This window comes from Tessaracoccus sp. MC1679, from assembly GCF_014164775.1.
GTDB lineage: Bacteria > Actinomycetota > Actinomycetes > Propionibacteriales > Propionibacteriaceae > Arachnia.
The window spans coordinates 1-18,430 of the sequence record NZ_JACJGB010000007.1 but is presented as its reverse complement, the minus strand read 5'-3'; the positions used below and the strand labels follow the sequence as shown (position 1 = coordinate 18,430).

Sequence of the window (18,430 nt, the reverse complement as noted above, 5' to 3'; positions counted from 1 at the left end):
CGGACTGCCGTCATGCGTCCCGGCGAGACCTCAGGCTGAATGGGAGGATGATCCACAGGCCGAGGAACACCACGACGGCGGCACCCGCGCCCACCAGGCCCCACTCGGGGCCGAGGACGAAGCCGAACGTCAGCCACGACACCGCCACGATGGTCGCCGCGAGCAGCCCGAGGCCGATCTTCGCCATGACGTGTCCGGCGGCGACGATGGTGTCCTTGCGATGCTCCTGGAACAGGTGCCGGTGCAGCACCACCGGTCCGACGACGAGCGCGGTCGCCAGTGTCGCCGTCGAGACGGCTACCAGGAACACCGTCAGCAGGGTCGGGGACAGGTCGGCGAAACGGTTCTGGAACGGCAGCGTCAACAGGAAGCCCGAGAGGAGTTGGAGGCCCGTCTGGGTGACCCTCAGCTCCTGGAGTAGTTCGTTCCACTGCCTGTCGAGGCGTTCCCCGGGCGTCTCGTCGCGTTCGACCGGATCCGCGCCGTCGGCGTAGCGCGACGGGACGGCGCGAGGGGTGTCGTCGTGGTCACTCATGTCTGTGACGTACCCACTGTCGCGGTGATCCACACATCGCCCTTGTCGTGGCAGTTGCGCCGATGGATGGGTTCGCGGCGTTGGTCGCGTGACGGCTGCGCGGCTGTTGTTCCTCCAGAACGTATGTCAAGCCCTCAGGGGACTCGGAGCCAGTCCTGGAGGAACGTGAGCCGCACGGGCGTCTCGTCACGGCACCATGCTGGACGCGGTCGCGCGGGGCGGTGGACCTATTGGCGAGTGGCGAAGCAATCCGGCGAGAGGGGCAGGCCCTCAGTGAGCGGTCGGATGGTCTTGCCAGGCGCTGATCCGTCAGCCACAGTGGACAGATGCCCTACATCGAGGAAATCCCCGCCGGCACAGCCATCCAGCCGCTGCCCACCTCGGTGACGGGGTTCGTCGGCGCCTGCAGCCAGGGGCCGGTGGACACGCCGGTCACGGTCACCAGCCCGGGCGAGTATCACTCGATCTTCGGCCCCAGTCTCGGCGCGGACCAGCCACTGGGCCACGCCGTCGACCTGTTCTTCGCCAACGGGGGCACCAGCGCGATCGTCGTCCGGGCGGCAGGGCCCGCCCCGGAGCAACTCGTGCCCGTCGACGGCGCCTCGGGCCTCAACGCCCTCGAAGATTCCGGCGTGACCGTCCTCGCGATCCCCGGGCTCACGGCCGCCCATCACCAGCACGTGACCGCCGCGCTCACCTTCTGCGCGGCCCACCGCTCCGTGCTGCTGCTCGACCTCCCCGCAGGCCCTTTCGACGCCGTTGCCAGGGCGACGGTGCAGCAGACGGGACCATACCGTGAGCGAGCAGCCGCCTATCACCCATGGCTCGTCGTCGGCGGGGTGCAGGTCCCGCCCTCGGGAGCCGTCGCGGGCGCGATCTCCCGATCCGACGCCGAGCGCGGGGTGTGGAAGGCCCCCGCCAACATCGCGCTGCACGGCATCGATGGGTTCACCGAGGCGCTCGGCGAGGAGGCGGGCGAGCTGCTGACCCAGGAGGGCGTCAATGCCCTCCGTGAGTTCCCCGGCCGGGGCCGCCTGGTGTGGGGGGCGCGCACCCTTGCCGGCGCCCAGAGCATCGAGCCACCCAAGCGGTACCTGTCGGTCCGCCGGCTCACCGACCACGTCCTTGCCTCCATCGCCGCGGGGTTGGGTTTCGTGGTGTTCGAGCCCAACGACGTGCCCCTCTGGGTGCAGGTGCGGACGACGGTGGAGAACTTCCTCTTCGACCTCTGGCGCCAGGGCGCGCTGCAGGGCACCAAGCCGGAGCATGCCTACGGGGCACGGTGCGGACTGGGCCAGACCATGACCCAGGCGGATGTGGAGGCGGGACGGCTGATCCTCGAGGTGTTCATCGCGACGGTGAGGCCCGCCGAGTTCGACGTCCACCGCCTCACGCTGCAGACCCAGGCGCCAGGAGAGCCCGCGGACGGCGATACCCAGCCGTTCGGTCTCGTGGGACGCAGGCGCATCGACGCGCAGACTGTGCGTACCGTCGACCTGTCGCGCGTGGTCTCGCGCTACATCGGCGAGACGGAGAAGAATCTGGCCGAGGTGTTCGACGCGGCGGAGCGCGCCGGCCAGGTGCTGCTGTTCGACGAGGCAGACGCGCTGTTTGGCGGCCGCTCGGACGTCCGCGACTCCCACGACCGGTACGCCAACCAGGAGGTCAGCTACCTGATCGAGAAGCTGGCGCGCGAGCGGCATGTTGAGGTGCGCTGGCGGCGGCCACGCCCTCCCGCCTAGCATGAACCATGCCTTATCCGTCGCAGCTGGCGGTCGCCGAGGTGGTCGCACTCACAGATCCGGTGACGCGCAACGTGGCCATCACCGCCTGCTACCGCGACCTCGCCCACTCAGTCGCCGAACTCGTCGGCCGTTCTGACGTCAACTGGCTCGCGTTCGGCGCCTGGGCGAGCGCGTCCGCTGGCCGGGTGATCCGTCGCGACGCGCTGCCGTTCGGCCTCGATCCCGGCACCTCGGCCGCGGTCGCTGAGGGCAACCGGACGATCATCGCCGACGTCGCGCCCCGCTTCGTGCGCTGGCTCGACGAGGTGGCGCGGGCGGGTGGGCCCACCCGCCTGGCGCTCGAGGTCGCCGTCGCGGATCCGCTCTTCGGCGAGGCCCCAGATCTGGCTGCGGCGCTGACCGCATACCAGTCGGCCCTTGAGCTGCGGGCTCTGGCGGTGAAGGAGGAGCTCGACGACGAGGCGGACCGGGCCGTCGCGGAGCTGATGCTGCTGGGTAACGTGCGGGTGGCCGCGCACGAGCAGTGGATCGCTGACTCGCTGATCGACGAGGCCATGCCGCTGGGCGGGCTCTTCGGGCGGATCGTGACCCGCTTCGTCGACGTCTACACCCCTGACGGGCCGATCGATGTGTGCCGCGACGTACCCCCGCCGTCCTACCTGGGCGGGCTCCGCTACCCGGAGGTGCTCGACCACCTCGCGCACGCCGACCTGTGTGATTTGGCCGAACGCTTCGAGCATGCGCTGACGGTCGACGTGGCCGGCAGCTCGGCCACCACCTGGGAGTGCTACGAGGAGCGGATGGGCTTCATCTTCGCGTTCTTCCGCGCCTTCGCCCGCGACACCCGCTTCTTCGACGCACCCCCGGAGCCACTCCCCGCCCATCCCGTTGGCTGAGGTGCCGCGGAGGAGGCCATCTCGCTGGGGGTAGCAGTGCCCGCCGCAGGAGCGACCGCCCAGGAGTATCGTGGAATGCGTTCCTGGAGGGCATCATGAGCACCGCGACTCACCCCACATCCACGCCCACCCAAGGTCCCAGCGCCCGCGAGGCCCGCACGGTTGCGGAGGCGGCACGACAGACCGAGTGGACGAAGCCCAGCTTCGGCAAGGAGCTCTTCCTCGGCAGACTGCGGCTCGATCTCATCGAGCCCTGGCCTACGCCCAGCCCGGCGGCCAAGGCCAAGGGTGAGAGCTACCTCACGCGGGTCGAGGAGGTGTGCCGCCGGATCGACGGCGCCCGCATCGAACGCGAGGCCAGCATCCCCGACGAGACCTTCGCGGAGCTCGCCGACATCGGGGCCTTCGGGATGAAGGTCCCCGAGTCGTACGGCGGCCAGGGCCTCAGCCAGTACTACTTCAACAAGGCGCTCACGCTGATCGGGTCGGCCAACCCCGCGGTCTCCGCGACACTCTCGGCCCACCAGTCCATCGGCGTGCCGCAGCCGGTCAAGATGTTCGGCACCACCGCCCAGAAGGACCAGTATCTTCCGAGGGTGGCCGCCGGTGAGGTCTCCGCGTTCCTGCTGACCGAGCCCGACGTCGGATCGGATCCCGCCCGCCTTGCCACCACGGCCACTCCCGACGGCGACTTCTACGTCCTCGACGGGCTCAAGCTGTGGGCCACCAACGGCACCATCGCCAGCCTGTTCGTCGTGCTGGCTCGCGTCCCGGCCACCCCCGGGAGTAAGGGCGGCATCACGGCGTTCATCGTCGAGGCGGACTCGCCCGGCATCACCGTCGAGCGCCGCAACGCGTTCGTCGGCCTCCGCGGGATCGAGAACGCGCTCATCCGGTTCCATCAGGTGCGCGTGCCTGCCGCCAACGTGCTGGGCGCCACCGGCAAGGGCCTCAAGATCGCGCTGGCCACCCTCAACACCGGCAGGTTGTCGCTGCCCGCGATGTGCGTCGGCGCGGCGAAGTGGTCGCTGCACGTCGCGCGCGGCTGGGCCGGGGAGCGGGTCCAATGGGGGCGGCGCGTGGGCGACCATGAGGCCATCGCCACCCGGATCGCGTTCATCGCGGCCACCACCTACGGCATGGAGTCGATGCTGGACCTGGCCGGCATGCTGGCCGACGACGACGCCAACGACATCCGCATCGAGGCAGCCCTGGTCAAGCTCTACGCCTCCGAGATGGGGTGGCGGATCGTCGACGACCTGGTCCAGATCCGCGGCGGGCGAGGATACGAAACGGCAGAGTCGCTGGCCGCCCGGGGCGAGCGCCCGGCCGAAGTCGAGCAGCTCCTGCGCGACATGCGGATCAACCGGATCTTCGAGGGCTCCACCGAGATCATGCACCTCCTCATCGCCCGCGAGGCCGTTGACGTCCACCTCGAGGTGGCCGGCGAGATCATCGATCCCGAGGCGACGACACGTGCGCGGGCGGAGGCTGTGGCGCGGGCGTCGGGCTTCTACGCCAGGTGGCTGCCGATGCTCGCCGTCGGTGCCGGCACCGTGCCCGGCGCGTACCGGGAGCACGGCGCGCTGGCCGAGCATCTGCGCTACGTGGAGCGGGCAGCCAGGCGCCTGGCCCGGGCGATCTTCGCCGGGATGGCGCGCTGGCAGGGCAGGTTGGAGCATCGTCAGGCCTACCTTGGCCGGATCGTCGACATCGGCGCCGAGCTGTTTGCCATGTCGGCCTCCTGCGTGCGCGCCACCGCCGAGCGGGACAGCAACACCGAGGGCGTGGAGCTGGCCGGGGCGTTCTGCGAGCAGGCCAGGATTCGGGTGGATGCCCTGTTCGGCGCGCTGTGGCACAACTCGGACCGCAGCGACCGTCACCTGGCCCGCCGTGTGCTCGACGGGCACCACGCGGGGCTGGAGGACGGGGTCCTGCACATCGCCGACGACCTGCCGTGGGTCGCGGCGTGGGAGCCGGGCCCATCCACGGTGGCCGACGTCCGGCGTCGGATCCCACGCCCACCCGCTGGCTGAGGTGCCGCGCAGCGGCCTCGAAGCCTCGAGAAGGTGACCTTGTCAGCTCACGTTTCTGAGGCTTCGAGGCTCGTCGCTGCGCTCCTCGCTCCTCAGCCCGCGGGAGTGGGTTCGTCGCTGCGCTCCTCGCTCCTCAGCCTGCGGGGGTGGGTTCGTCGCTTCGCTCCTCGCTCCTCAGCCTGCGGGGGTGGGTTCGTCGCTTCGCTCCTCGCTCCTCAGCCTGCGGGGGTGGGTTCGTCGCTTCGCTCCTCGCCCCCACAGCCAGCTGATGGGTGGCACTGCCGAGGGCACCCGCGCTGCTGCGCGTCTCATCACCGTTCCGTCGCCGGACGCCCACATCTGGGACGATTCGGCCATGGACATGGATACGTTCCGCGGTCCCGATTCCCCTGTCACCGTCGAAGGCGCTGAGCGACCCGAGGTGTCGCGAGCGCTCTGGCTGGTGAAGTGGCTCCTGGCCTTCCCTCACTACATCGCGCTCGCCTTCCTCGCGATCGGGGCGGTGTTCGCCTGGTTCTGGGCGCTGCTCGCGATCCTCATCACCGGCCGGTACCCGCGCGGGGCGTTCGACTACCTCGTCGGCGTCATGCGCTGGGGCTGGCGCCTGGCGTATTACCTCTACAGCGTCGGCGCCACGGACCGATATCCGCCGTTCACGCTCGCCGACGTGCCCGACTATCCTGCGCGGCTGGACGTTCGCTACCCCGAGCGGCTCTCCCGCGGGTTGGTCCTGGTGAAGTGGTGGCTGCTGGCCATCCCGCACTACATCATCCTGGCCATCCTCTTCGGCTTCACCCGCCCCCACAACGACGAGGCCGGGCAGGTCACCACGGACACCAACTGGCCGGGCCTCGTGCCGATCCTGGTCCTGATCGCGCTCATCATCGTGCTGGTCTCCGGCGCCTACCCGCAGCAGGTCTACCGCGTGGTCATGGGGTTCAACCGATGGCAGCTGCGCGTCACGGCCTACTCCCTCCTCATGACCGACGAGTACCCACCGTTCCGCCTGGACCAGGGCCCGTACGAGCAGGACGGTCCACGGCTGATGCCGTTGCCGCCCACGTGGGACGACGGCTGGCCCACCGACGAGGCCCCGCCACCGCCACCCCCGCCTGCGCCACCACCCCCTCCACCGCCCGTCGCCTGAGCGCCGTGGTCAGCGGGCGGCCAGGACGGCGTCGCGCTGCTCGGACGCCAGGTACTTCACCGCCTCTCGCAGCGTCACCCCGGAGGCCCGGGCTGCCCGCGGCAGCAGCCACGCAAAGACGAGGTCGGGCCGCCGTCGGGCGGTGTCGCGGAGGATCCACCCGATCGCCTTGCGGATGAAGAACTCCTTCTCCTCCAGCATGGCGTCGGCGTAGCGGGCGAAGCGCGCCCAGTCCCCGCCGCCGGTGCGCAGCGGGATCAGGTGGGCCAGCAGCGCCGAGCGTCTGATCCAGAAGTTGCCGTCGGAGGCCCATCCGTCCAGGACGGGACCCCATAACGGGTCGCCGTCGGAGACCGGGCCGACGACGGATCCGGCCAACGAGTCCACCAGCGCCCAGGTCCGCGACTCCCGCAGCAGCCGCTCGAGCAGGTCGGCATCCGCCACCCCCAGGAGCCCGCGGTGTGTCTCCAGAAGGTCGACGGAGGCCGCGCGACGCTCATGCACCGGCTCGGCCCACAGCGCCTCGACGAGCGCGACCAACTCGTCGTGGCCCAGCGTGACCCCCGCCATGGCCGCGCGGACAGCGGCGCGCATCGCCGGCATCGATGCCCCGTAGTGCGTCAACTCGCTTTTGAGGTAGGCCTTCTCGCCCGCGGCGCGCTCGGGGACCGCCCGCGCGCGAAGCTCGGCGTCGAGCTCCGCGGCCAGACCCGCGGCCCACTCCTCACCCACGGCGGTAGACCCGGAGGGCGTCCGCGTCGACAGCCATCAGCCACGGGCGATCATCCCCGAGCCGGATGCCCAGACGGGCGCCGTCGCCCGGGTCGGCCTCGCTGGTGAGCATGGGAACGGGCTCGACGGTGCCCGCCCCCGCCGCGTCGATGCGCAGCACGGCTGAGGCGTCAACCGCCACGCCGGTCTCCACCTCCGCGATCCCGCTCACCAGGAGCGTGAGAACTCCGTCGGTGCCCGTGGCCGCCTCGATCGAGGGATACACCAGGGCATCGGGGTGGTCCGCCGCCTCAAGCGGGATGGGCAGCGCCAGGTCACCGAGCTGGACCGAGACGCTCCCTGGCTCCGCCTCGACGAAATAGCTCAGCCCACCCTGCCCGACGAAGGAATCCACCTGCGCGAGCAAGCCATCTGCCGGGTCCACCACGACGGGGCGGCCATCCTCGTCGAAGCCGAAGAGGCTGGTGCCGTCGGTGCCTTTGAGCCCCGGGAACCGGTCCAGCTCCACCCGGGAGAACGTGCCGTCCGGGGCCAGCCTCAGCATCCCGGGGCGGTCGGGGGTGGTGCTCTGCAGCACGACGGTGCCGTCGGCCAGCGCCTGCGGGGACTGCCATTGAAGAAACTCTCCCTGGGCGAGGTGCTCCTCGGGGAGGGGGGCGTCGCCGAGGTACGAGCCGCCCTCGTCGAAGTGGGCCAGGCGGAAGTTGGCGGTGTCGAGGAACCACCAGGTGCCGTCGGGCAGCTGCGTGCCGTAGCTGGGGCCCCATTCGAGGCCCTCGCCGCCGGGGGAGGTGCCGAGCCGGTCCTCGCCGTCGCCGTAGGGGAGCGTGAACAGCTCCTCCCAGGGCGGCGCGAGCTCGTGGAATTCGGGGAGGAGAACGGTCTGCGTGGTGAAGTCGAGCAGCGACGGTGAAGATGCGGGGTTTGCCGACTGGGTGGCATCCGGGGTGGGTGCGGCCGTCGACGTCGCCGACCGGCTCGTCTTCGGCGAGGGTGAGGGCAGCGCGGGGGCGCAGCCTGAGACGCCGAGCGCGATGCAAACGGCGCCGACAACGGCAGATACACGGCAGAACATCAAGCAAACCTCATCTCCTCACGATACCCCTGGGCGCTGGCCCGAAGCTGTCTGCAACTTGCTATCCAGAGAGCGGCTTGTGTGTATATACGCAGAAACCGCTCTATGGATAGCAAGTTGCAGACCGGACCTCGCCCGGCCCGGGGCCGCCTAGGATTGGGCGATGATCCGGGCCCACTTCACCGTCGAACTCCCGGCCGCATGCCCGTCCGACCAGGCCCTGCGCCGCCTCCTCGACCTCCGCGCCCATGACCGCCTCATCCCGCTGACCAGGGTGACCCCGGCGGTTTCGGCGGACGAGTTGACGGTGGGGTCGCGGTTCGTCGGCCGCACCGGCGTGGGCCGGTTCGGCTTCGATGACCACATGCGCATCGAGGCACTCACCTTCGCGCCCGACGCGGCGGCGACCATCGTGAAGCGGGGTCGCGTCATCCGCGGTGTCGTGCAGGTCACCGCCAGGCCGTCGGCCGGCGGAAGCGCGGTCCGATGGGAGCAGAGTGTCCATCTCCCGTGGCTGCCGGAACTCCTCCAGCCGACGGCGGCGCGGGTGCTCCGAGCCGGCTACCGGAGGGTGCTGGTCAGGTTGCTCGCCGGCTGAGCTCCGGAACCGCTGGCTGAGGTGCCGCGCAGCGGCCTCGAAGCCCAGGAAACAGGAGCTGACAAGGAACGTTTCTTAGGCTTCGAGGCTCGTCGCTTCGCTCCTCGCGCCTCAGCCAGCGGTAGGGGCGTCGTTCCGCGGTTGTCGCCTCAGCCGCCGGTAGGGACTGCGGCGCTGGGCGCTCAGCCAACGGATAGGCGCCAGGAACGGCCGACGATGGTCAGCGGGCCAACTCGGCCAGCATCCCCGGGAACACGTCTCGCGCCGCGTCGCGGCCAAGAAAAATGTCCAGGTGACCGTACCCGGGCACCACGCGCAGCGCATGCCGCCCCGGCTCCACCCCCTCCAGCCACCGATGAGTGCGCTCCTGGCTCTCGGGCAGGAAGCAGCGGTTGTTGCGCCCGGCGTAGAGCACCCACCGGGCGGCGGTCTGGGGCGCGCTCACTCCGTAGTCGTCCGGGAGCCCCTCCCTCCGCGACACCGACACCAGGTGCCCCGCGCGGACCGAGGCGTCCATCTGCGCAAAGAAGCTCATCGGCACCTTCCCGAACTCGCCGCGGATCCACTCGTGCGTGTCAGCATCCAGGTTGGCGTGCGACCACAGCGCAGGCCTGCCCGCGACGTAGGTGAAGCTCACCTGCCGGCACACGGAGTTGTCGCACTCGCGGTGCGTCAGGTTCACCGCCGCCCTGGTGGCGCGCGCGAACAGCGAGTCCGGCTCGTCGCCCCAGGCCGGGTTCAGGTACGGGCTGAGCGGCTGGAGGAGCGGCCGAAGCCGACGGATCTTGAACACCGACACCGCGGGGATCACGGGGTGGAACGACACCGCGTTGGAGACGATCGTGGTGACCTGCGGCAGCAGCCCCGCCGCGGCAGCCATGGCGAACGAGGTGGACCCCTGGCAGTGGATGACCGCCTTCATGGTCGGTGACCCGGTCGCCTCGGCCACGTACTCGACGGCGGCCGGATGGTCCCAGGCGGCGGCATCGTCGAGGGTCCAGGCAACCGGGTCGAGGTCGATCGACGCCCGCCAGTTGAGCAGCCACACGTCCCACCCGTCGTCGATCAGCGCGTCGACGAACGTCCGCGGCACCGGGGGTCGGAAGATCTCCCCACGGACCCCCGCGCCGTGCACCAGAATCACCGGCTCCCGCGTCGGCTCATGCCTGCCGCGGATCCGCAGCAGGGTGATCGGGTGCCCGTCGCGCGCGGCGATCACGTGGTGGGTGACCCGATGGTCGGCGCGGGTGGTGGGCCGGATCTGTACCGGGGTGCTCATCGGTCCTCCTTGCGAACGGGCCCGTAGGTATCGGTCAAGGTGCGCGCGAAGTGGGTGCCGAACCTGCCCAACGAGCGCAGCGGGGTCCGGCCGTCCGCGCGGAACGTGGTGAGCTGGCGGGCGAAGTCGCGCGGCAGGATGCGGAGGAGCCCGGCGCCGAGGACCGGCCCGTCGCCGCCGGGCGGTACATGCCCCTTGAGCAGCGTGATGTAGAGGGTGGAGGTGTCCCTCCAGATGTCCAACCCCGGGTCGTTGCGCACGGTCTTGAAGCCGTACATCGTCACCGGCGCACCGGCGAGGTCACGGAACCACAGCCGGTAGCGCATCTCCCGCGTGGCGGCGAACTACGTGGCGACGAACAGGTTGAAGAAGCCCCGCTCCACCGGAAGCTTCCCGCCCAACTCCTCGCAGCGAATGTACCCCGACGCGGTCCCGGGGTGCAGGTCGTCGGCGAGGAACCGTTCCACGTCGGGGACGGTGATGGTCAGCTCGAACATGAACCGCTGATTCACCAGCCGCGCCCGCTTCCAGCCGACGACGGGATCCGTCTCGCCGAGCGCCAGGAAGCCTTTCATCTGCTCGGTGAACTCGACGGTGTCGCCGTCGAGGGGAGCGGCCGGCGCGGATCCCGGCAGGTCGTCGTCGTTCTCGTCGGCCCGGCGTCCTGCAGGCGCCGATTCCAGCACCCGCTCCACGATCCGGTCCGCGTTCGCGGCGATGGTGAGCGCCGGATTCGGGCCCACCGGGCCGGGCATCGCCGCGCCGTCGACGACGAAGAGACCGGGGTAGCCGAACACCTCGCCGTGCGCATCGACCAGCCCGTCATGTGGCGAGCGGCCCATCGGCGCAGTGGTGCGGTGGAACGATGCGGAGAAGTCGTGGGACTGCCCGCTGCACGGCTCCAGGTTCGCGGCCGACGGGACCCTGCTCGAGGGCCCCGCGGTGAAGGATCTACCCCCGGTCGCCCCTCCCGCTGGCTGAGGTGCCGCGTTTCGCTGTCCCCGCTGGCTGAGGTGCCGCGTGGCGCTTTCCCCGCTGGCTGAGGTGCCGCGTGGCGCTTTCCCCGCTGGCTGAGGTGCCGCGAAGCGGCCTCGAAGCCTATGAAACGTGAGCTGACAACGTGCGTTTCTTAGGCTTCGAGGCTCGTCGCTGCGCTCCTCGCACCTCAGCCCGCGGTGCGGGCTCGTCGCTTTGCTCCCGCGCCACAGCCGACGTGGTCGGGTCAGGCGGTCGCGTGCGCCGCCCGGGACCTGACGGGCGACGACGTGCGCAGCCGGACGGCCACCGCCGCCGCGACAATCACCGCCGCCGCGACCGCAGCCGCCACCCCGGTGAGCGTGGACGCCGGCGCGTCGGTGAGGCGTCCCACAGCGATCCAGCCCAGGCCCCAGGCCATGGCGGCGGCCACGCCGAACCGGCCGCCGAACGCCTTCGCAAGTATGACGCCCAGCGCAGCGGCCACCGCCAGCACCGCGACAGCCAGGTACTCCGAGACGGGAGCCGCCGGGTTGACGCCGGAATCTACGAGGGTCGCGGTGATGTTGGCGACGGTGGCCACCGACACCCAGCCGAGGTACAGCCCGAAGGTGCCGTCGACGATGAAGCGCTCGGCCCACGTCGTGGCGGGGCGGTCGGCGTCGGCGGGGAGCGCGGTCAGCCGTCGGACCAGCTCGCCGAGCACCAGCGCGAGGGCGACGATCACCGCGACACTCGCCCACAGCCAGCCCACCTGCGTGACCAGGAGCCAGGAGGCGTTGAGCACCATCGACGCCGCGGCCAGCCAGCCGATGGAGCGGGCGCGGGCGCTGGTGGTGTTGGCCGGCAGCCACTGCCAGACCACGTAGGCGATGAGTCCGGCGTAGATGACCGACCAGATCGAGAACGCGTTGACCGCGGGGGCGACGAGTGTCGCGGTGGCGGACAGGCTGCCGCCGGCGGCCTCCTCGACGCGGGTGCCGATCACCCCGATGCCGAAGAGGGTTCCGATGATCATGAAGACCGCGCTGGCGGTGATGACGACTTGCCGGATTCGATCGTTGCGGAGCATGGTTCGCCCTTCCTCAGAGACTAACGTTGAACAAAGCTTATACAAACATTGGTCACGGCGCCAGCCCCCGTCGACTCCGGATGCCTCAGGCCGCAGGATCGGGCCGCCCAAGCAGCGGAACTAAGGCACCTGCCCGATGCCGGCCACCCCCCTTAGAGCGGAGGGTTGACCCATGGCCCCATGGGGGAGAGCCAGAGGAGAGGCAGCCATGTCACAGCTCGAGATCAACCTCGCGTCGTCGGTCTACCGCGACCGCGCCGCAGACGTCGCCTTGGACGCTGAACGTCGTCGGATCATCGCCGAACGCGGCGGACTGACGCCCAGCGACCCGAACCATCACTGGTCCCTCTGGGAGGGCCTGTCCGATCTGCTCAAGGGTTTCCACATCCCCAGGCGTCATGCGCCACTGGGTGCCTGAGGACCCGTCAGTGGCCCCGCTTTCCTGACCCTTGGTGGCGGTCGGTCCGTATGTCACCATGAGGAATGACTGACGCCACGGTCAGCCCTGTCATCGTCGGCAGGGACTGGGAGCTGGCTCATCTGCGCGACCTGTTCCGCGCCTCACTCGGCAACGTGCCGAGGGGCGTGATCATCGCCGGTGAGGCAGGCATCGGGAAGACCAGGCTGCTGCGTGATTTCGCCGCCGGCTTGGGGTCCGACATTGCCGTCGCGGTGGGGCACTGCGTGGGCATGGGCCGGTTCGCCACCCCGTTCGAGCCCGTGCGCGAGGCGCTGCGGGACCTGGTCGCGGCCTTCGGTGCCGACACTGTCAGCGCGGTGGCGGGGCCCGTCCGTCTCGCCACACTGGCCGCCCTCGTCCCGGAATTGGACGGCGGCGAAACAGAGCGCGCAGACCGCGAGCAGCTCCACGAGGCCGTCCGCGACCTCCTCGTCGGCCTGTCCAGGATCACCCCGGTCCTGGTGGTGCTTGAGGACCTGCAGTGGGCCGACGCCGCGACCCTCGACCTGCTGCGCGCCGTGATGGGGCGATTCCGGGGCGGCCGCCTCATGCTCGCCCTCAGCTACCGGACCGACGAGGTGGGCAGGACCGATCCGCTGCGGCCGTTCCTGGTTGAGCTGGAGCGGATGCGGCACGTGTTCCGCATCGACCTCCGACGGCTCTCCCGGGAGGAAATTGAGGCGCAGGTGGCCCACCTCCGCGGCCCGGACCACGGCGTCGATGTTGCCAGCCTGTCGCGAAGAAGCGACGGCGTCCCGTTCCTGGTGGAGGAGCTCGTCGCCCTCGACGGCCACGCCCTCCCGGAGTCCCTGCGCGATGTGGTGCTCGCCCGCTACCACGGGGTCGGCCGGCCCACCCAGGCCGTGTTGCGGATGCTGGCGGCAGGCGGGGTGTCCGTGCCGCACGACCTCGTCGAGGCAGTCCATGACGGCGACCCGTCTGAGTTGGAGGCCGCGCTGCGGGAGGCGGTTGAGGCGCACATCCTCTCCGCGCGGGACACCAGCTACGCCTTCCGCCACGCGCTCAGCCACGAGGCGATCGAGGGCGAACTCTTGCCGGGGGAGAGCGCACGCTTCCACGCCCGGTACGCGGAGGAGTTGGAGCAGGCCGGCGAGGCCGGGAGCGCCGCCCAGGTCGCCCACCACTGGACCAAGGTCCGCAACTGGCCGCGCGCCTTCCAGGCCCTGCTCCGGGCCACCCGCGAGGCCAGGGCGACGGGGGCGCTGGTGAGCGCGGCCTCGTTCGGCGAGCAGGCGCTGGAGCTGTGGTCCGCGGTGCCCGACGCGCCGACGGTCGCGGGTTGCACCCGCACCGACTTCGTCCTGGACGTTGCGGCCCTGTTCATGGAGACCGCGGACCCGCGGTCGCTGGCGCTTCTGCAGCGTGAGCTGGCGCGGTGCGCGGCCGACGATCACCGCAGTCGCGCGCTGCTCCTGCACGAGCAGACGATCTTCGCCCAAGGACTGGGGCAGCCCGGGATCTGCGAGCTGGCCGAGGCCGCGTACGCGGAGCTGCCGCCGGACGGCGACGACCTGGACCGGTTGGCGCGCGTCCGGGTGACCTGTGGGCTCGGGATCGCCCAGGCCTTCTACGGCGACCCGGAGGTCGGATGGGGCAGGCTCCAGGAGGCGCTGGAGGGTGCGAGAGTGCTGATGGAGGGTGACGCATCAGACCGCGTCAAGGGGAAGGCTCGGGCCGAGTTCGCACGCGCACTCACCTCGATCTCCTCGATCCGCGGATACTCCGGCGATGTCGACGGCGCCCTCGAGGGCCTGGCCGAGGTACAGGCCATGAACGCGGACCCCGATGCCTTCCTGCGCGCCTCCGGCCTGCGGCTGGACCTGCTGCGCCTCGTCGGACGGCATCGTGAAGCGCTCGAGGAAGGCCTTGCCGCGTTGACGTTGGCGCGCGAGACGTGGCGGCAGCGCAGCTGGGGGAGCGCCATCTCGCTGCACGTGATGAACGTCCACCTCGATCTGGGGGACCTGCCCGCCGCCGAGCGGATGGGGCAGGAACTGATCGGGTTGGGGCCGTGGACCTTCGCCGGCGGCTACTGCAGGTTGGCCCAGATGGACATCCTGCGCCTCCGGGACCGGGCCGGCCAGGCCCGGGACCTGATGCGGCAGCACGCCCAGGCGATCGACGGCGCCCGCCGGAGCGCAACCGGAAGGCTGACGGTTGCGCGGGCGGTCGGTGCGGTTGCGCTCGCCGTCGACGATCTGCCGGCCGCGTGGGAGCAGGTCGAGCGCCTGTGGGACGGCCATCAGTCGGTGGCGAGCCGCGCTGCCCTGAGGCTCACGGTGCTCGGCGCGGAGGTGGTGGCCGCTCTGCGGAGCTCCCATGCCGACGGCATCCTTTCCGGCGAGGGTTATCCCTTCGCCGCCGCCGAGCAGCGGCTCCGCTCCACCCTCGACAGCCTCGCCCTGTGGGAGGTGGTGGCCGACTGGCGCGCCCTCGTGGAGGCCCGGCTGGGGGGCGCCGACGGCGCGGGCACCGACGTCGGCGCCTGGCACGAGGCCGTGGCCGCCGCGGAGCGGGGACGGGTCCCGATCCAGTGCCACTCGGATGCCCTCTTCCGGCTCGGTGAGGTACAGATCATGTCGGGAGACCGGCTTGCGGCCGAGGAGACGCTGGACCAGGCGGCGCACCTGTCGGGGCGGATCCATGACCTGCTGACCCTGCGGAAGGTCACCGAGCTGAGAAGCCGGGCGCATCTGTTGGCGGCGGTGCCCCACTCCACCCAAGCCCCTGCGCATCTCACGGACCGCGAGCGGCAGGTCCTCCACCTGGTGGCTGAGGGCCTCACCAACCGCGAGATCGGGAAGCACCTGTTCATCAGCGACAAGACTGCCAGCGTCCACGTGTCCGCCATCCTGCGCAAGCTCGGCGTCGGCTCGCGCACTGAGGCCGCCGTCATCGCGGCCAGACTCCAAGGGGCCGAGACCGGCCGGGACCGCCCATAAAGGGGTGCGGCGAGCCGAACGCCGCAGCGTCGTCGCTGGTGAGGCGCGCGCCGCCAGTGATCGCCCTCGTCAGCGTCGGATTTCGGCGGGCGAGCAGGCACACTCCGGAGATGGACAGGGACGCTCTCCTTCAGCTCGCGGCCGGCGTCCACGGCTCGGTGCTCTCAGCCGCGGACGACCAGTATGACACCGCACGCCGCGTGTGGAACGGCACCATCGACAAGAGGCCCGCGGCCATCGTGAGCTGCCAAGGGACGGACGACGTCGTCGAGGCGGTCAGGTTCGCCAGGTCTCACGACCTGGGGATCTCCGTGCGCAGCGGAGGCCACCACGTGGCCGGCTCCTCAGTCATCGACGGCGGCCTGGTGATCGATCTGGGGCGGATGCGGGCCGTGAGGGTGGACCCCGTCCAGCGGTTGGTGCGCGCCGAGGGCGGGGCGCAGATCGGCGACGTCGACGCGGCCACCCAGGAGCACGGGCTGGCGGTGCCGCTGGGCGTGGTGTCCGAGACAGGGGTCGCGGGGCTGACGTTGGGTGGCGGCTACGGCTGGATGCGCCGCAAGCACGGCCTGAGCTGCGACAACGTGACCGGCGCCGACGTCGTGACGGCCGACGGTCGCCTGGTCCACGCGTCCATCGAGGAGCACTCGGAGTTGTACTGGGCCCTCTGCGGCGGCGGGTGGGACCTCGGCGTGGTGACGGCCCTCGAGTACGAGGCGCACCCCGTCGGCCCTGACGTGTACCTGCCGTTCCTGACCTACCCGCTGAGCGAGGGGAAGAAGGTGCTGGCCAACCTGCGCGAGTTCGTGGGGTCCGCACCGGACGAGTTCGGCTCCATCGCTGTGTGTTGGAGTTTCCCGGAGGCGGAACCGTTCCCCCGCGAGCTGTGGGGACAGCCGTTCGTCGGGATCGCCGGCCCCTACATCGGGGACGTCGACGAAGGGGAGCGCGTCTGCGCACCGCTGCGCGACCTCGGCACCGTCCTCACCGACATGAGCGGCGTCGTGCCCTGGGTGGAGGCGCAGAAGTTCTTCGACGAGGACTATCCGCGCGGCCGGCGCTACTACTGGCGCTCGTCGCACCTGGTGGATCTCACCCCTGACGCCTCTGAGGTGATCCTCGACCTGGCTGCCCGGCGGCCCTCGCCCCTGACCTCGCTGGACATCTGGATCAACGGCGGCGCCATCGCGGTGGTTCCCGCCGACGGCACGCCGATCGCCAACCGGACCTCGCCGTACATGATCGGGCTGGAATCCAACTGGGACGACCCCGCCGACGACCGAGCCAACATCGGCTGGGCGCGCGACGCGACGTCGGCCCTGCAGCCCTTCTCGAGCGCGGGCTCCTACCTCAACTTCGACGACCTCACCGACCCGTCGGCGGTCAGGCGTGCACACGGGGAGAACTTCGAACGGCTGGCGTCGGTCAAGAGCCTCTACGACCCCTCGAACCTTTTCCGTTCCCGGGGCCTCCCGCTCTGACGGCTGAGCGGACTCATAGCGGCGGGGCAGGGCGCCCACAGTAACCCCACAGTCTTGGCTGGCCGAATAGGTACATCACCGAAACCGCCACCGAGGAGAACCCCTGTGTCCACCACCGCCATCCTGTACCTCGCCAACATCGTCGGCATCCTGATCCTGACGCTCGGCCTGTACTTCCCCCGCCATGGCCGCCGCGACCTCGTCGTGGCCTACCTCGGCGTCAACATCGGCATCATGGCGGTCAGCTCCGTCCTGCTCTCCACCGCGGTGGGCGCCGGCCTGGGCCTCGGGCTCTTCGGCGTGCTGTCGATCATCCGGCTCCGCTCCGACGAGCTGGCCCAGCACGAGATCGCCTACTACTTCAGCGCCCTGGCGCTCGGCCTGCTCAGCGGACTCGGCGCCGAGCCCGTGATGGCGCTCAGCCTGATGGCGGTGGTCCTCGCCGGCATGTTCGTCGCGGACCACGGGATGCTGCTGCGCGGCCACAAGCGTGAGGTGGTGGTGGTGGACCGCGCCATCACCGACGAGGCGACGCTGATCGGCTACCTGCAGGACCGCCTCGGCGGCACCGTCAAGCACCTCAGCGTCCAGCGGCTGGACCTGGTCAACGACACCACCACCGTCGACGTCCGCTACCGCTCCACCACCCCGTCCGTCACGCGCCGCGTCGCCTGGGCGGACGCACGATGACCGCCGCGACACTCCCGCTCCGCGGCCTCGCCGCCCGCGAACCGGTCTCCCTCGACGAGCTCAACCGGACCGCTGCCCTGCTCACCCGGGTGGACCGCAAGTACGTGCTCACCTCAGCCGAGGCCGACGCGTTCGTCCTCGGTCTCCCGCGTGAGGCCCGGGTCCTCGAGATCGACGGGCGCCGTCGATTCGGCTACCTCTCCACCTACTTCGACACCGCGGGTCTCGACTGCTTCCTCGGCACGGCCCACAGGCGCCGTCACCGCTTCAAGGTGCGCACCCGCCGATATGTGGACACGGACCAGCAGTTCCTCGAGGTCAAGACCCGCCGCGGCGGCTGCACGGTCAAGCGCCGGGTGGCGTGGGAGCAGCCGATCCGCCACCTCGACGGAGGCGCCCGCGAGTTCGTCGCCGAGGCCCTCGGGGGGGACCGGATCCGGCTCGACGAGGAACTGGAGCCCGTCCTGGACGTCACCTACACCCAATACCGTTCAGTTAGTGTGGTGTGACTGTATAGGTTGGTATCTGCTCGGGTTGCGGCCAGGTGGCGTGGTGGGCGCGTTTGACGTGCCACTTGACGTATTTGCGTTTGATGACGCGGGGTGCTGAGCGTCGTCGCCGGGCCGGGTTGAGCCGGGCGAGTAGTCGCCTCAGGAATGCGAGCCAGCCGGGACTGTTGCGGGCGTGCTGGTCAGGGGGGGAAAGCGCCCGGGTGGGCGAGGGTCTGGCGGGTGATCCGCAGCGCG

17 protein-coding genes are annotated in these 18,430 nt (G+C 70.6%); 10 read left to right on the top strand and 7 right to left on the bottom strand.

Annotated elements, in window-relative coordinates:
* Window positions 1-10: 10 nt before the first annotated feature.
* Window positions 11-535, bottom strand: coding sequence for a DUF6328 family protein (locus H5398_RS12410; protein ID WP_182800206.1), 525 nt, complete (start codon window positions 533-535; stop codon window positions 11-13).
* Between the two features lie 326 nt (window positions 536-861).
* Here H5398_RS12410 and H5398_RS12405 point away from each other — a divergent pair, with 326 nt between their 5' ends.
* The 4 genes from H5398_RS12405 (at window position 862) to H5398_RS12390 (ending at window position 6,359) form a co-directional block, all read left to right on the top strand.
* Entirely contained in the window at window positions 862-2,277 is a 1,416-nt protein-coding gene (locus H5398_RS12405; RefSeq protein WP_182800205.1) for a phage tail sheath subtilisin-like domain-containing protein, read from the top strand.
* An 8-nt stretch (window positions 2,278-2,285) separates the two neighbouring features.
* Window positions 2,286-3,176, top strand: a complete 891-nt coding sequence (locus H5398_RS12400) for a hypothetical protein (protein WP_182781282.1) — start codon at window positions 2,286-2,288, stop codon at window positions 3,174-3,176.
* A 95-nt stretch (window positions 3,177-3,271) separates the two neighbouring features.
* Window positions 3,272-5,212 (top strand): acyl-CoA dehydrogenase family protein, encoded by a 1,941-nt coding sequence (locus H5398_RS12395; RefSeq protein WP_182800204.1) that lies wholly within the window; start codon window positions 3,272-3,274, stop codon window positions 5,210-5,212.
* Window positions 5,213-5,480: 268 nt separating this feature from the next.
* A complete protein-coding gene (locus tag H5398_RS12390) occupies window positions 5,481-6,359 on the top strand; it encodes a DUF4389 domain-containing protein (protein ID WP_255443719.1) in 879 nt (292 codons plus the stop codon).
* 9 nt (window positions 6,360-6,368) lie between these two features.
* On the opposite strand, the gene H5398_RS12385 is transcribed toward H5398_RS12390, so the two are convergent.
* Entirely contained in the window at window positions 6,369-7,091 is a 723-nt protein-coding gene (locus H5398_RS12385; protein WP_182800203.1) for a DNA alkylation repair protein, read from the bottom strand.
* Window positions 7,084-8,166, bottom strand: a complete 1,083-nt coding sequence (locus H5398_RS12380) for a hypothetical protein (protein ID WP_182800202.1) — start codon at window positions 8,164-8,166, stop codon at window positions 7,084-7,086. Before H5398_RS12380 ends, H5398_RS12385 begins: the two co-directional genes overlap by 8 nt.
* Before the next feature lie 163 nt (window positions 8,167-8,329).
* On the opposite strand from H5398_RS12380, the gene H5398_RS12375 reads away from it, so the two are divergent.
* Window positions 8,330-8,764: an SRPBCC family protein gene (locus tag H5398_RS12375; protein ID WP_182800201.1), complete on the top strand. Its 435-nt coding sequence runs from the start codon at window positions 8,330-8,332 to the stop codon at window positions 8,762-8,764.
* Window positions 8,765-8,984: 220 nt separating this feature from the next.
* On the opposite strand, the gene H5398_RS12370 is transcribed toward H5398_RS12375, so the two are convergent.
* The 4 genes from H5398_RS12370 to H5398_RS12350 all read right to left on the bottom strand — a co-directional run bounded on the left by H5398_RS12370 (window position 8,985) and on the right by H5398_RS12350 (window position 12,090).
* Entirely contained in the window at window positions 8,985-10,043 is a 1,059-nt protein-coding gene (locus H5398_RS12370) for an alpha/beta fold hydrolase (RefSeq protein ID WP_182800200.1), read from the bottom strand.
* The gene (locus tag H5398_RS12365) at window positions 10,040-10,369 is read right to left on the bottom strand and encodes a hypothetical protein (RefSeq protein WP_182800199.1); all 330 of its coding nucleotides are present in this window, start codon (window positions 10,367-10,369) and stop codon (window positions 10,040-10,042) included. Before H5398_RS12365 ends, H5398_RS12370 begins: the two co-directional genes overlap by 4 nt.
* A gap of 18 nt (window positions 10,370-10,387) precedes the next feature.
* The gene (locus H5398_RS12360) at window positions 10,388-10,885 is read right to left on the bottom strand and encodes a GMC oxidoreductase (RefSeq protein ID WP_182800198.1); all 498 of its coding nucleotides are present in this window, start codon (window positions 10,883-10,885) and stop codon (window positions 10,388-10,390) included.
* 380 nt (window positions 10,886-11,265) lie between these two features.
* Window positions 11,266-12,090 carry a tryptophan-rich sensory protein gene (locus H5398_RS12350; RefSeq protein WP_182800197.1) on the bottom strand — a complete coding sequence of 275 codons (825 nt, stop codon included), beginning with the start codon at window positions 12,088-12,090 and terminating at the stop codon, window positions 11,266-11,268.
* Between the two features lie 208 nt (window positions 12,091-12,298).
* Here H5398_RS12350 and H5398_RS12345 point away from each other — a divergent pair, with 208 nt between their 5' ends.
* The 5 genes from H5398_RS12345 to H5398_RS12325 all read left to right on the top strand — a co-directional run bounded on the left by H5398_RS12345 (window position 12,299) and on the right by H5398_RS12325 (window position 18,193).
* Complete coding sequence (locus tag H5398_RS12345; protein ID WP_182800196.1) at window positions 12,299-12,508, top strand: hypothetical protein; 210 nt, start codon at window positions 12,299-12,301, stop codon at window positions 12,506-12,508.
* A 65-nt stretch (window positions 12,509-12,573) separates the two neighbouring features.
* Window positions 12,574-15,513, top strand: coding sequence for a LuxR family transcriptional regulator (locus H5398_RS12340; protein ID WP_182800195.1), 2,940 nt, complete (start codon window positions 12,574-12,576; stop codon window positions 15,511-15,513).
* 110 nt (window positions 15,514-15,623) lie between these two features.
* Entirely contained in the window at window positions 15,624-16,994 is a 1,371-nt protein-coding gene (locus H5398_RS12335; RefSeq protein WP_182800194.1) for an FAD-binding oxidoreductase, read from the top strand.
* A 105-nt stretch (window positions 16,995-17,099) separates the two neighbouring features.
* Window positions 17,100-17,684, top strand: a complete 585-nt coding sequence (locus tag H5398_RS12330) for a DUF4956 domain-containing protein (RefSeq protein ID WP_182800193.1) — start codon at window positions 17,100-17,102, stop codon at window positions 17,682-17,684.
* A complete protein-coding gene (locus H5398_RS12325) occupies window positions 17,681-18,193 on the top strand; it encodes a VTC domain-containing protein (protein WP_182800192.1) in 513 nt (170 codons plus the stop codon). The genes H5398_RS12330 and H5398_RS12325 overlap by 4 nt, the downstream gene beginning before the upstream one ends.
* The last annotated feature ends 237 nt before the right edge of the window (window positions 18,194-18,430 follow it).

Excerpts from the sequence above, each read along its gene's own strand:
- H5398_RS12410 (WP_182800206.1), bottom strand. The coding sequence starts at position 535 with ATGAGTGACCACGACGACACCCCTCGCGCCGTCCCGTCGCGCTACGCC.
- H5398_RS12405 (WP_182800205.1), top strand. The coding sequence starts at position 862 with ATGCCCTACATCGAGGAAATCCCCGCCGGCACAGCCATCCAGCCGCTG.
- H5398_RS12400 (WP_182781282.1), top strand. The coding sequence starts at position 2,286 with ATGCCTTATCCGTCGCAGCTGGCGGTCGCCGAGGTGGTCGCACTCACA.
- H5398_RS12395 (WP_182800204.1), top strand. The coding sequence starts at position 3,272 with ATGAGCACCGCGACTCACCCCACATCCACGCCCACCCAAGGTCCCAGC.
- H5398_RS12390 (WP_255443719.1), top strand. The coding sequence starts at position 5,481 with ATGGGTGGCACTGCCGAGGGCACCCGCGCTGCTGCGCGTCTCATCACC.
- H5398_RS12380 (WP_182800202.1), bottom strand. The coding sequence starts at position 8,166 with ATGTTCTGCCGTGTATCTGCCGTTGTCGGCGCCGTTTGCATCGCGCTC.
- H5398_RS12375 (WP_182800201.1), top strand. The coding sequence starts at position 8,330 with ATGATCCGGGCCCACTTCACCGTCGAACTCCCGGCCGCATGCCCGTCC.
- H5398_RS12370 (WP_182800200.1), bottom strand. The coding sequence starts at position 10,043 with ATGAGCACCCCGGTACAGATCCGGCCCACCACCCGCGCCGACCATCGG.
- H5398_RS12365 (WP_182800199.1), bottom strand. The coding sequence starts at position 10,369 with ATGCGCTACCGGCTGTGGTTCCGTGACCTCGCCGGTGCGCCGGTGACG.
- H5398_RS12360 (WP_182800198.1), bottom strand. The coding sequence starts at position 10,885 with ATGGGCCGCTCGCCACATGACGGGCTGGTCGATGCGCACGGCGAGGTG.
- H5398_RS12350 (WP_182800197.1), bottom strand. The coding sequence starts at position 12,090 with ATGCTCCGCAACGATCGAATCCGGCAAGTCGTCATCACCGCCAGCGCG.
- H5398_RS12345 (WP_182800196.1), top strand. The coding sequence starts at position 12,299 with ATGTCACAGCTCGAGATCAACCTCGCGTCGTCGGTCTACCGCGACCGC.
- H5398_RS12340 (WP_182800195.1), top strand. The coding sequence starts at position 12,574 with ATGACTGACGCCACGGTCAGCCCTGTCATCGTCGGCAGGGACTGGGAG.
- H5398_RS12335 (WP_182800194.1), top strand. The coding sequence starts at position 15,624 with ATGGACAGGGACGCTCTCCTTCAGCTCGCGGCCGGCGTCCACGGCTCG.
- H5398_RS12325 (WP_182800192.1), top strand. The coding sequence starts at position 17,681 with ATGACCGCCGCGACACTCCCGCTCCGCGGCCTCGCCGCCCGCGAACCG.